The 12427-nt window shown below is 63.5% G+C and carries 11 protein-coding genes; 3 read left to right on the top strand and 8 right to left on the bottom strand.

Annotation, left to right across the window (positions count from 1 at the left end; translation table 11 throughout):
- Positions 1–71: 71 nt before the first annotated feature.
- From AC2FNZ_RS10350 to AC2FNZ_RS10340, 3 genes are read left to right on the top strand one after another with little or no spacing between them, the layout of a single operon-like run.
- A complete protein-coding gene (locus AC2FNZ_RS10350) occupies positions 72–1184 on the top strand; it encodes an ABC transporter ATP-binding protein (protein ID WP_093963159.1) in 1113 nt (370 codons plus the stop codon).
- Positions 1185–1196: 12 nt separating this feature from the next.
- Positions 1197–2117, top strand: coding sequence for an ABC transporter permease (locus AC2FNZ_RS10345; protein WP_093963158.1), 921 nt, complete (start codon positions 1197–1199; stop codon positions 2115–2117).
- The gene (locus AC2FNZ_RS10340; RefSeq protein ID WP_170461554.1) at positions 2114–3370 is read left to right on the top strand and encodes an ABC transporter permease; all 1257 of its coding nucleotides are present in this window, start codon (positions 2114–2116) and stop codon (positions 3368–3370) included. The genes AC2FNZ_RS10345 and AC2FNZ_RS10340 overlap by 4 nt, the downstream gene beginning before the upstream one ends.
- 42 nt (positions 3371–3412) lie before the next feature.
- On the opposite strand, the gene AC2FNZ_RS10335 is transcribed toward AC2FNZ_RS10340, so the two are convergent.
- The 8 genes from AC2FNZ_RS10335 to AC2FNZ_RS10300 are packed head-to-tail and all read right to left on the bottom strand — an operon-like array spanning position 3413 to position 12426.
- The gene (locus tag AC2FNZ_RS10335; protein WP_496840517.1) at positions 3413–5332 is read right to left on the bottom strand and encodes a beta-galactosidase; all 1920 of its coding nucleotides are present in this window, start codon (positions 5330–5332) and stop codon (positions 3413–3415) included.
- Positions 5329–6189 (bottom strand): SMP-30/gluconolactonase/LRE family protein, encoded by an 861-nt coding sequence (locus tag AC2FNZ_RS10330; RefSeq protein WP_496840515.1) that lies wholly within the window; start codon positions 6187–6189, stop codon positions 5329–5331. Before AC2FNZ_RS10330 ends, AC2FNZ_RS10335 begins: the two co-directional genes overlap by 4 nt.
- Positions 6186–6791, bottom strand: coding sequence for a 2-dehydro-3-deoxy-6-phosphogalactonate aldolase (locus AC2FNZ_RS10325; protein WP_496840514.1), 606 nt, complete (start codon positions 6789–6791; stop codon positions 6186–6188). The genes AC2FNZ_RS10330 and AC2FNZ_RS10325 overlap by 4 nt, the downstream gene beginning before the upstream one ends.
- A complete protein-coding gene (locus AC2FNZ_RS10320; RefSeq protein WP_496840512.1) occupies positions 6788–7681 on the bottom strand; it encodes a 2-dehydro-3-deoxygalactonokinase in 894 nt (297 codons plus the stop codon). The genes AC2FNZ_RS10325 and AC2FNZ_RS10320 overlap by 4 nt, the downstream gene beginning before the upstream one ends.
- A gap of 4 nt (positions 7682–7685) precedes the next feature.
- Positions 7686–8453 carry an SDR family NAD(P)-dependent oxidoreductase gene (locus tag AC2FNZ_RS10315; RefSeq protein ID WP_496840511.1) on the bottom strand — a complete coding sequence of 256 codons (768 nt, stop codon included), beginning with the start codon at positions 8451–8453 and terminating at the stop codon, positions 7686–7688.
- On the bottom strand, positions 8453–10159 hold the full coding sequence (locus AC2FNZ_RS10310; protein ID WP_496840509.1) for an IlvD/Edd family dehydratase: 1707 nt from the start codon (positions 10157–10159) through the stop codon (positions 8453–8455). The genes AC2FNZ_RS10315 and AC2FNZ_RS10310 overlap by 1 nt, the downstream gene beginning before the upstream one ends.
- A gap of 55 nt (positions 10160–10214) precedes the next feature.
- Complete coding sequence (locus tag AC2FNZ_RS10305; protein ID WP_496840508.1) at positions 10215–11555, bottom strand: alpha-glucosidase/alpha-galactosidase; 1341 nt, start codon at positions 11553–11555, stop codon at positions 10215–10217.
- 22 nt (positions 11556–11577) lie between these two features.
- On the bottom strand, positions 11578–12426 hold the full coding sequence (locus AC2FNZ_RS10300) for a carbohydrate ABC transporter permease (protein WP_093963150.1): 849 nt from the start codon (positions 12424–12426) through the stop codon (positions 11578–11580).
- Position 12427: the final 1 nt, after the last annotated feature.

The following is a 12427-nucleotide window of genomic DNA, read 5'->3' as shown; positions in this document are numbered from 1 at the left end:
CACGCGTTTGCCCTGCGTGACGGACAACGATGCGGTGCGGCCTGGGGCTGCATCACAGGGAGATACCAAAAATGAGTGCAGGGATCGGAGTTGATCTGGAAAACCTGTGGATCCGCTTCGGCGATTTTGTCGCTGTGCGAGATGCGAACGTGAACATCAACGGGGGCGATTTCTTTTCGTTCCTTGGGCCTTCGGGCTGCGGCAAGACCACGATCCTTCGGGCGGTCTCGGGGTTCCTCGAGCCCAGCGAAGGCAATGTCCTGATCGGCGGCAAGAACATGAAGGGCATCGGGCCGAACAAGCGTCCTACTGCTCTGATCTTTCAGAACCTCGCGCTGTTTCCGCTCATGAAGGTGTGGGAGAACATAACTTTTTCGATGGAGATCAAAGGGGCCAGCGCCGCCGAACGGCGCAAACGCGCGGACGAGCTGCTGGACATGATCGCCCTGCCGGATCAGGGCGACAAGCTGCCCAGCGAATTGTCGGGCGGTCAGCGCCAACGAGTGGCCATCGCGCGCGCTCTATGCGCCGAGCCAGACGTGCTGCTGCTGGACGAACCGCTGTCGGCGCTGGATCTCAAGCTGCGCCAGCACATGCGCACCGAGCTGCGCGAAATCCAAAAGCGTGTGGGCATCACATTCATCTACATCACCCATGACCAGGGCGAGGCCCTGACAATGTCGGACAACATCGCCGTGATGCGCGCTGGCGTGATTGACCAGATCGCCGATGGCAAGACCATCTACAACGACCCGACAACCGCTTTTGCCGCCTCGTTCGTGGGCGAAAACAACGTCTTCCGCGGCAAGGTAAAAAGAGTGATGGGCGAAGAGGCCCTGATCTCGACCAACCGGTCCGGCGATTTGGTGGCGCGGATATCGACCGCCAATCAGGGCAAGTTGGCCGAAGGTGACGACGCCATGATGTTCATCCGACCCGAGGCGTTCTCGATTGCACCCGAGGGGACGAGCGGTGATCACTTCGTCACGGCACGGGTGACCCACGAGGAATTCGAAGGCAACGTCTTCAACATCTTCACCGAAGGAGAGGGCGGCAAAGAGATCAAGGTCTCGATCCCGAACCACGGGCAGTCGTTCAAAGATCACACCGGGCAGAACATCACGCTGGAATACGAAACCCGCAACGCGGTCGTCGTTCCGGCGGGTGAGCTGGCTGCGGAATAAGGAGGCCCGACGATGCCTGGCTTCCTCAGGGACTTCTTCAACCGCAACGGTTTCGGCATGGGGATCGCGATTCTGGGACTTGTCCTGTTCTGGACGATCGGCCTGATCATCCTGCCGCAGCTGTCGATGCTGGACTTTTCCTTCCGTCCCAACCTGCCGCCGCCGGAAATCGGCGGCCCCAAGGACGTGTACACGCTGGAGAACTACAAATACCTGATCTACGGCCCGGAAGGCGGCAGCCAGTCCTACAACGCCGTTGATCTGCGTGTGTTCTTCCGGACGTTGATCGCCGCGGTCTGCGTGACGATCTTCAACCTGATCATTTGCTATCCGATTGCCTATTACCTGGGTCAGTCCAAGGGCAATCACATCCGTATCTTCGCGATCATGCTGATCATCCCCTATTGGATCAACGAGATCCTGCGCGCCTTTGCGCTGCGTATCATCTTCGGAGAGACGGGTGTTTTGAACACGCTGTTCGTCGGATTGGGGATCTGGGACACGCCGTTTGATTTCATCCGCAACGACATCGCGCTCTATGCGGGCCTCGGCTACGCGTACATCCTGCTGATGATCTTCCCGATGTACAACGTCATCGAAAGCCTGGATGGAAACCAGATCGAAGCGGCGCGCGACTTGGGCGCTCCGTGGTGGCGGATCCACTGGAGGGTGGTCATTCCCTATGCCAAGCCTGGCATCAGTTCCGGCTGTACGATGGTGTTCATGCTGTCGGCCGGTGCGCTGGCCGCACCGCAAATCCTGGGCGGGCCATCCAGTCTGTGGTTCACGCAACTGATCTATCAGCAGTTCAATGACAACAACGACTGGCCACAAGGCGCAGCCTACGCCATCGTTCTGCTGGTCACCTGTATCCTGTTCGTGCTGGCAATGATGCGCCTGTTCAAGGTGAACATGGGGGATATCGGGAAATGAACATGTCCTTCCTCCGTATCAGCATCTGGGTCTATCTGGCGATCTTCTTCGCCTACCTGCTGGGTCCGCTGGTGATCATGTCGATCACCGCCTTCAACTCATCTGGTTTCCCGCGCATGAGCCCGTGGGAATGCCTGACCTTCCAGTGGTTCGGCGAGTTGTTTCAGGACCAACGCATCCTGAACGGCATCAAGAACTCGTTGATCATCGGCGCGGGAACCGTGGTTCTGTCGGTGGCGATGGGCTTGGCCGGAGCGCTGATGCTGACCCAGATTTGGCCCAAGCTGCGCGCCACCTACTACACGATCATCATCGCACCGATCCTGATCCCGGGCGTTGTTCTGGGTATCTCGACGCTGGTCTTCTGGGACCGGATCAACCGGATGCTGGGGCTGGGTGCCGACAGTTTCTTGTCGAACGGCATTTTCCTGACCGTGATTGGCCAATCCACCTTCATCGCCAGCTATTGCATGTTGGTTCTGGTGGCTCGGCTGCAGCGATATGACCTGGCGCTGACCGAGGCGGCACTGGACCTTGGCGCAACGCATGCACAGGCGTTTCGCAAGATCCTGCTCCCGTTCATGCGTCCGGCGATTGCTTCGGCGGCGGTGCTTGCGTTTCTTGCCTCGTTCGAGAACTACAACACCACCACCTTCACGTTCGGCGAATATCCGACACTGACAATCGAATTGGCTCAGAAGGTGCGCTACGGCATTACACCTGCGATTTCGGCGCTGGCCTTTATCATCGTGGCGCTGACCGTTTTCTTCGCCCTGTTGAACGAAGCCAAGTTGAAGCGTCAGGAACTGGTCGCCGCCGCGCGCAAGGAAGCCACGGTCGAGGAACTGGCAGGCAAGATCAAGTTGCCCAGCTTTTTCTCGGGGAACATGGCGGCCGTGCTGCTGGTCATGTTCGCCGTGGCAACGATCACTGTCGTCGGGACGGCCATGGCCTACAACCCGGCCCAGTGTATCGCGGACGTCAAGGAAGAAAAGCGTCTGGAAGCCGAGCAGCGCATTCAGGAATTGCGCAAGCAACGCGAGGAGCAGCGCAAGCAGCGCGAGGCCGAGCAAGGCGACGCTCAGCAATCCACGCCCAAACCGTCGAACAACAGCGGTTTTGGCAATGTGTTCGCTCCGAACACATTGGGTGGTCAGGACGAAGAAAGCTCAGCCGAGCCTGACGATCAGCCTTCGGGCAACAGCGGGTTCGGCAACGTCTTCGATCCAAATAGTCTGAAGACCGACGAGTAGGAAGAAGCGCCTACCAAGGCACCACATCCGCCCGGTTCAGGTTCACTCCTGGCCGGGCGGATTGCGTTTCAGGATGGCGACCCCGCAGGCAGCGATTCTGTGGCCGTTCCAATCCACCGGTGTGGCGTTGTAGTTGATCAGGAAGTCATGGGTCGCGGTCTCGCGCCGCCGCAGGCCGGGCGGCATCGGGTGCAGGGTCAGCCCGACCTTCTGCGCGGCCATCTCAATGATCCGGTTCCACAGGTCCTCGTCCGGGAACCCGGCCAGATACCAAAGCTGGTCACTGCCCTTCAGCGCAGGGGTCCCGTCTTCGAAGGTCTGCAGGTCGGGCGCGTCACCGGTCAGCCGCTCGACCCAGTGCTGCGCCGCTCCGCCGCTCTGAACCGGGCGGGTGATTTCGGGCGGCAGGGATTCCACCAGCGCCACGTCGCAGTCCAGCGCGCGCAGGCCGGGGCGGCCTTGGGCCGGAATCTGGAAATCAGCCGTGATTGCTCCGGTGCGCGGGCCCAGAACCGTCAGTTTCGCGGCCGTCTGCAAGCGGTCGGCCAGCGCGTCGTCCAGCGTGGCCAGCCCGGGGGCGAGGATCAGATCATAGTCCGCGCTTGACAGGCCCGAGGCCGGTAAGACATCGATCGACAGCCCGGCGCGGCGCAGTGCGCGATAGGCGGAAAACACCAGCCGGAAATAGTTGAACCCCGCGCCCTGAGGCTGGGTCGACCAGGCCCAGTCCGACGGGTAGTCGAACAGGATGGCCACCCGCGTCTGCACCGGTTCGACCGGTCCCAGCGCGGCCAGATCTTCGGCCGTCTGCTGCGCCTCGGCCAGACCGGGGGCGGGGTGGTTGTTCGGCGTCAGCAAGCCCGCGTGCATCTGTTCCTGCGCAAAGGGTGCCTGCCGCCAGCGGAAATAGCTGACCACCTCGGCCCCGTGGGCCACGGCCTCAAGCGACCAAAGCCGCACCATGCCCGGCAGGGGGGCCGGGTTGTAGGGCGCCCAGTTCACCGGTCCGGGCTGTTGTTCCATCACCCACCAGCGGCCGCGTCCGACGGCGCGGTACAGATCGTGGTGAAAGGCCTGCATGTCCGGGTCGCCTTGTTGCAGAAAGGCTGCCTTGTGCGCCGCGTTGGCCTCGAGCCGGTCGGACAGGAACCCGATCGGGTAGCTGTCCCAGGTGGCGATATCCAGATCGGCGCCCACCTCGAAATGGTCGAAATCCAGAATCCGGCCCATGTAGTTGTGCAGCAGCGGCGCGTCGGTCAGGGGCCGCAGCACCTGAACCTGTGCCCGGTTGAAGGCCATCACCTGATCCGAGCTGAACCGGCGGAAGGCCAGCACATGCGCTGGGTTGGGTTCGGTCACAGTCAGGTTGGGCAGGTCGATCTGATCGAAATCACCGTATTCCATCGACCAGAACACGTTGCCCCAGGCCGCGTTCAGCGCCTCGACCGAGCCATAGCGTTCGGCCAACCAGCGGCGGAAGGCCTGCCGCGCGGGCTCGCTGTAGCTGACGGTGGTGTCGTGGCAACCATATTCATTGTCGATCTGCCAGGCGGCCACATGCGAGTTGCGGCCATAGCGTTCGCCCATGATCCGGGCGATGCGGACGCACTCATCGATATATCCGGGATGGCTGAAGCAATAGTGCCGGCGCGAGCCGAACTTGCGCGGCTGCCCGTTTTCGTCCACCGCCAGCATGTCCGGGTGCCGGTCCAGCATCCAGCGCGGCGGCGTGGCGGTGGGGGTTCCCAGCACCACTTTCAGCCCGGCCGCACCAAGGGTCTCGATGGCCTGATCCAGCCAGTCGAGTGTCAGCCGGCCCGGTTCCGGCTCCATCCGGCTCCATCCGAATTCGCCGATCCGGACCCAACGCAGACCGGCCTCGACCATGCGCGCGGCATCTTCGGCCCACATTTCTTGCGGCCAGTGTTCAGGGTAATAGCAAACGCCAAGTTCGGGGTTCATAGGATGACTCTGTATTCCGCCTGACCTTGGCCCGCGTTTTCGGCGGCAAAGGTCATTCCGTTGGTGGGGTGCGACGCAATGGTGTCCGCATCCAGCCCTTCGCGGGCCGAGGTGCAGAACAGCGTCGTAAGTTCCGGCCCGCCGAATGCGGGGCACGAGGTATGGGCCGCCGCGAAAGGCACCGCGCGCAGGAAGGCTCCGCCGGCGTCATAGGCCGCAACCCGCGCCGCGCCCCATTGCGCGAGCCACAGATTGCCCATGGCATCGACGACCGCGCCATCGGGGTTCAAACCCTCGGCGCGCAGGTCCAGAAACACCGCGCTGTCGCCCTCGGGCCAGCCGGTTTCCGGGTCCAGACCCCAGCGCCGCACCTGCCCGGTGGCCGTGTCGCAGAAATAGGCGCAGGACCGGTCGGGCGCAAAACTGATCGAGTTCGAGATGGTCACGTCCGGCACCAGCTGCCGCAGCTCACCCCGCCACAAGCGATAGATCGCCCCCGCGCCCCGTTCCGCGCGCTTGCCCATTGTGCCGATCCAGAACCCGCCCCACGGATCAGCCCGCCCGTCATTCGAGCGGGTCACCGGGTTGTCGGCCTCGAGCGCGATGATGCGATCCTTGTGACCGGTCTCCAGCCCGAACCGCCACAGGCCGGTTTCCGACGCGATCAGCAGCGTGTCGCGGTCGATCCACCCTGCGGCCGAGACGTTCTCGGCAAAATCCCAGCTTTGCGGTCCATTCGCGTCGCGGGTCATCAGGCGTTTGTTGACGATGTCGAACCAGAACAGCTGTTGCCGTTCGGGGTGCCACAGCGGGCCCTCGCCCAACTCGCACGGTCGGTCGTCAAAGACATGGCTCATCGCGTGGCCTCGTCATAGGCGGCGACGATCCGGCGGGCGTTCTCGGCGATCTGGTCCACGGACATGCCGGGTTTGAACAGAGCCGAGCCGATGCCGAACCCGTCGGCCCCGGCCTTGAGCCAGTCGCCGAAATTCTCGGGCCCCGCGCCGCCAACGGCATAGACCTGCGTGCCCTTGGGCAGGATCGGGCACATCGCCGCCAGCCCCACCGGTCCGGTCATCACGCCGGGAAACAGTTTCAACCCGGTGGCCCCGGCGCGCAGGGCGGTGAAGGCCTCGGTCGGGGTATAGACCCCGGGCCAGCTCTGCAGGCCCAGATCCACCGTGCGCGCGATCACCTCGGCATCGCAATTGGGCGATACGATCAGCTTGCCACCCACGGCGGCCACCTGTTCGACCTCGTCCACGGTCAGGACGGTTCCGGCCCCGACCAGCGCGCGGTCGCCGATCGAACGGACCAGACGGCCGATGCTGTCCAGCGGGTCGGGCGAGTTCAGCGGTACTTCGATCCGGTCAATGCCGGCGTCCAGAATAGCCTGGCCGACGGCCTCGGCCTGCGCCGGGTCAAGCCCGCGCAGAATGGCGATGATGGGGCGGCTCATGCGGTTTGCCTCGTGAGGGTGCGGGCCTGCAGCAGACCGGCCAGCGTGGCCCGGGTCGCGTCGGCGGTTTCGACGAACGCGCCCTGTTGCTGCAGCGCGGTGGCATAGATGTTCGACAGGGCCTCTGCCCCGATGATGGCCAGTTGCTGGCCCAGCCAATAGGGGCGGGTGGCGGCCAGTTCGGCACCGATCAGAGCGCCCGACAGGCGGGCGCGGGCGGTGGCCTGGTCCTGCCCGTGCAGCAGGTCAGCGGCGCGCAGCCCGAACAGCCGCCCGGCCAGTTGCTCGGGCTTGGACAGCGTGTCCGCCACGGCCGTGGTGAAGGCCTCGTCGTCCCAACCTTCACCGACCGAGTGTTTCAGCACCGAGTGCTGTCCCAGCAGATCGAACAGCTCACCGGTCATGAAGGTGCGGAAGCTGACGACCTCGCCGGCGCTGACCTGCACCCATTTGGTGTGGGTGCCGGGCAGGCAGATCACGCCATCCCAATGTGGGCGCGTGGACAGGTAGCCGGCGATCTGGGTTTCCTCGCCGCGCATCACGTCGGCGGGGTCGTCCTGTTTCAGACCGGGCACCACGAAGGCGCGGATGCGTGGATCGGTGCCGGGCACGCGCACCGGAACGGTCGAGATCGGCTTGGCCGGAACCGCCACATAGGGCGCCTCGACCCAGCCTTGCCGGGCACCGACCATGCCGCAGGCGATCACATCCACGGGCGCCGCGCCCAGCCAGCCCTGGACCAGCGTCAGCAACGCGTTCTGGAACTGATCTCGACCCAGCGTTGCCATGCCCCGGTCGCATTGGGCGTGGTCCAGCACCGTGTCGCCCTGCATCGCCCAGGCGCGTAGATGCGTGGTGCCCCAGTCTACTGCGATCCACTCGGTGTTCATGTCCTCACCCCGTTGTAACCACGCCGCCATCGACGACCATGCATTGCCCGGTCATGGCGCGGCTGGCCGTCGATGCCAGAAACAGCGTCGGCGCGATCATGTCGTCCGGGCTCAGATGTTCCTTCAGGCACTGGCGATCCATATGCGCGGCCAGATCCTCGGGCGTGGCCCACATGTCCAGTTGTTTCTGCGTCAGCACCCAGCCGGGCGCCAGCGCGTTGACGCGGATGTTCCTAGGCCCCAGCTCGCGCGCGAGCGAGCGGGTCATGCCGGTGATTCCGGCATTGGCCGTCGTATAGATCGGATAGCCCGCATTGCCCATCATGTAGCTGATCGAGCTGAAATTGATGATCGACCCGCCGGTTTCGGCCATCTGGCGCGCGGCCTGCTGGCAGGCAAAGTAATAGGCCTTGAGGTTGACCTCGATCATCCAGTCCCAGAACTCGGTCGTGGTTTCCTCGAGGCTGTGGCGCTTGTCATTGGCGGCATTGTTGACCAGTACGTTCAGCGGACCGTGGGCCTCGGCGGCCTTGGTCATGGTTTCGTGCAGCAGCGCAGTGTCGGTCATGTCGCCCTGCAGGAACAAAGGCGCGCGGCCGTGTTTGGCGCGCATCTCTTCGACGAACACGCTGGCGTCCGACCGGCCGATAAAGGCGACATTGGCGCCCTGGGCCAGGAACCCGTCGGTCAGGGCCGCGCCCACGCCCGACCCGCCACCGGTGATGAAGACGGATGCGCCGTTTAGGTCATGGAAGGTGGCTGGGTGGGTCATCAATGGCTCTCTCTGGTCACAAGGCGGGTGTCCTTGCCCACCAGGAAATCAAGGTCAGCGCCGCGGTCGGCCTGAAGGACATGGTCGATATACAGCTTGGCATAGCCGCGGGTGTAATGCGGGTCGTCGGGCCGCCAGGCCGCGCGGCGGGCAGCCAGCTCCTGTTCGTCGACCAGCAGTTCCAGCGCGCCCTTGCTGGCGGACACGCGGATGCGATCGCCGGTTTTCACCAGCGCCAGGGGGCCGCCCGCCTGCGCCTCGGGGCTGACATGCAGGATTACTGTGCCGAAGGCGGTGCCCGACATGCGTGCGTCGGAAATGCGGATCATGTCGCGCACGCCCTGTTTCACCAGCTTGGCGGGGATCGGCATGTTGCCGACCTCGGGCATGCCCGGATAGCCCTTTGGCCCGCAGCCCTTGAGCACCAGGATGGTCTCGGGCGTCACCGGCAGGTCGTCGCGGTCGATATTGGCTTTCAGGTCCTCGATGCTGTCGAAGACATAGGCTTCACCTTCCGTTTCAAGCAGGCTGTCGGTGGCGGCCGAGGGTTTCACGATCGCCCCGTTCGGCGCCAGGTTGCCGCGCAGAACGCGCAGCCCGGCGGCCGGTTTTACCGGGTCGTCGAAGGAATGGATCACGTCGCGGTCAAAGCATACCGCGCCCTCATAGTGGGCCGAGATGTCCTTGTTCAGAACGGTTCTGGCCGGGCGCAGATGCGATTTCAGCTCGGACAGGACCACCGGCATCCCGCCGGCATAGCAGAAATCCTCCATCAGGTATTTGCCCGAGGGCATGCAGTTGACCAGTAGCGGAATGTCCGAGCCGATCTCGAAATCCTGCAGGGTCAGGTCCACGCCCACCCGGCCGGCCAGCGCCAGCAGGTGCACCACGGCGTTGGTTGACCCTCCCACTGCGGCATTGGCCAGGATGGCGTTCTCAAACGCCGCTTTGGTCAGGATGTCCGAGGGTTTGAGGTCCTCGTCCACCATCTCAACGATGCGCTTGCCGGTCATGTGCGCCAGCGCCATCCGGCGGGCATCGACGGCAGGCAGGGCGGCGTTGGTGGGCAGGCTCATGCCCATCGCCTCGACCAGCGATGCCATGGTCGAGGCCGTGCCCATAGTCATGCACACGCCCTTGGACCGGCTCATGCCGGATTCTGCGTTCATGAAATCCTGCAAAGTCATCTCGCCGGCGCGCACGGCTTCCGAGAACTTCCAGACATCGGTGCCCGAGCCGATATCCTGACCGCGATACTTGCCGTTCAGCATCGGCCCCGAGCTGACCACAATGGTGGGCAGATCGACCGAGCCCGCGCCCATCAGCTGGCCCGGCGTGGTCTTGTCGCAGCCGCCCAGCAGCACCACGCCGTCGATGCCATAGGCGCGGATCGATTCCTCGACATCCATGGCCAGCAGGTTGCGGAACAGCATGGCGGTGGGCTTCATCTGGGTTTCGCCCAGAGACATCACCGGGAATTCGACGGGAAAGCCGCCGGCCTCCCACACGCCGCGCTTGACGCCTTCGGCGAGGTCGCGCAGGCCCGAGTTGCACGGCGTCAGTTCCGACCATGTGTTGCAGATGCCAATGATCGGGCGTCCGTCGAAAGCATGATCGGGAAAGCCCTGATTCTTCATCCACGACCGATGGATGAACCCGTCCTTATCGAGCTTGCCGTACCAGTGCTGTGAGCGGCGTTTCTTCATGTCTGTGTTTCTTTTTCGTATTGGGTCGTGGTTTTCTTGTGTGTTTGCTGGATGATCAGGCCGCGCGGGCTGGGCGGCACCAATCTGGCAGCCAGTCGGCATGGGCGGTCAGCAGGTCACTGACCAGGCTGCGGATCTGGCGCAGGTCCAGTTCGGCGGCAGTGTGCGGGTCCATCATGGCGGCGTGGTAGATGTGTTCGGGGTTTTCTTCGACCAAGGCGCGCACGGTCAGTTCCTGCACGTTGATCTGGCTGCGCATCAGGGCGACAAGCTGCGGCGGGATGTCGGTCACGACCGAGGGCTGCACACCGTTGCTGTCGACCAGGCAGGGCGTTTCGACCGCCGCGCCCAGAGGCAGCTGCGGGATCTGCCCGGTGTTGGGCAGGTTGCCATAGGCGACGTACGGCGTGTCGGTGACGATTGCGTTCATCAGGTCGGCGGCGAATTCGTGGCTGCGGATCACTTTGATGTCGCGCCCGTCGGTCAGGGTCTTGGCCTGTTCCTTCCAATTCGCGACCTGCTCTTCGCAGCGGGTGGGATATTCGTCCAGCGGGATCTGGAACTGGTCGATCAGGTCCTGACGCCCGTCCTTGATGAACCACGGGACATATTCGGCCAGGTGTTCCGAGCTTTCGGTGCAGAAATAGCCAAGGTGATCCATCACCTCGTATCGCACCTTGTTGGGGCAGCGTGGCATCAGCAGCGGCGCCTTGGGCAGCTGGCCCGCGTGATAGCCCCGGCGCAGCGCCGGATACAGGTCGCGGCCCTGATGTTCCAGCCGCAGGAAAAACGCCACGTGGTTCACGCCCGCGACGCGATAGCGGATTTCATCCTTAGGCAGGTCCAGGTCATGGGCCAGCTCCTCGACGGTGTTCTGGACCGAGTGGCAAAGGCCCACATGTTTCAGTGCCGGGAACCGTTCGGCCAGCGCCCAGGTGTTGATGGCCATCGGGTTGACGTATTGCAGCAGCGTGGCATTCGGGCACAGCTGCGCCATGTCGCGTGCCACATCCCACAGGACGGGCACGGTGCGCAGGCCGCGCATGATGCCGCCCACGCCCAGCGTGTCGGCGATGGTCTGGCGCAGGCCGTATTGCTTGGGGATCTCGAAATCGGTGACGGTGCAGGGTTTGTAGCCGCCGATCTGGAAGGCGGTGATGACGAAATCGGCCCCGTCCAGCGCCGCGCGGCGGTCGGTATGGGTGGACACGGTCGCGCCGGTCCCGACCGAGCGGATCATCGCGCGCGCGACGGTTTCGCTTTCGGCCAGACGCTCGGTGTCGATGTCCATCAGGGCAAAATGGCTGTCGGCCAGCGACGGGGTCAGCAGGGCATCGCCCACGATGTTCTGCATGAAAATCGTGGAACCTGCACCGATGAAGGTGATCTTGGTCATGACTGTAAACCTTGACTAGGCGTTATTTTACGGCACCGAGGGTCAGACCCGCGATGAAGTGTTTCTGCATCAGAAAGAACATGGCCACCGGCGGCAGGGCCGCGACGATCGAGCCGGCACTCATCAAGTGATACGCTGCGCGGAACTGCGCGTTGAAGCTGGTGATCCCGGCGGTGACGGGTTGGCTCTCGGCCCCCTGGGTCAGCACGACGGCCCAGAAATAGTCGTTCCAGATGAAGGTGAAGATCAGCACGCTGAGCGCGGCGATCGCGGGCTTCATCAGCGGGAGGACGACGTACCAGAAGATGCGCCATTCGCTGATGCCCTCGACCCGGGCGGCCTCGATCAACTCAAAGGGCAGGGCGCGGATGAAGTTGCGCATGAACAGCGTGCAGAACCCCGTCTGGAACGCGATGTGGAACAGCACCAGCCCGGTTTTCGTGTTGTACAGCCCCAAGTCCAGCGTCAGGTCGCGCACCGGCACCATCAGGATCTGGAAGGGTACGAAGTTGCCGGCCACGAACATGAAGAAGATCCACAGGTTCGATTTGAACTTGTAGATCCCCAGCGCGAATCCGGTCATGCAGCTGAGCGCCACCGCGCCGATCACCGTGGGAACCGTGATCAGGAACGAGTTCAGCAAATAGCGCGGCATGTCCGAGTTGAAGAAGACCTGACCGTAGTTCCTGGCGCCTTCAAAGCTGGAGGGCAGACCCCAGTAGTTGGCGTTGGTGAAATCCGCCTCGGGCTTGATTGAGAACAGGGCCACCGCCAGCAGCGGGCCGAGCCACAGCAGAAGGGCGACCGGCAGCATCGCCTGATAGGAAATCTGCGCCGCGCGGGGTTGTTTTTCGATCGGTTTGGGAAACATC

Source organism: Ruegeria sp. SAZA006 (assembly GCF_059613465.1).
Note: the sequence above shows the minus strand (reverse complement) of the source record. Positions and strands in the feature narration are given on the sequence as shown.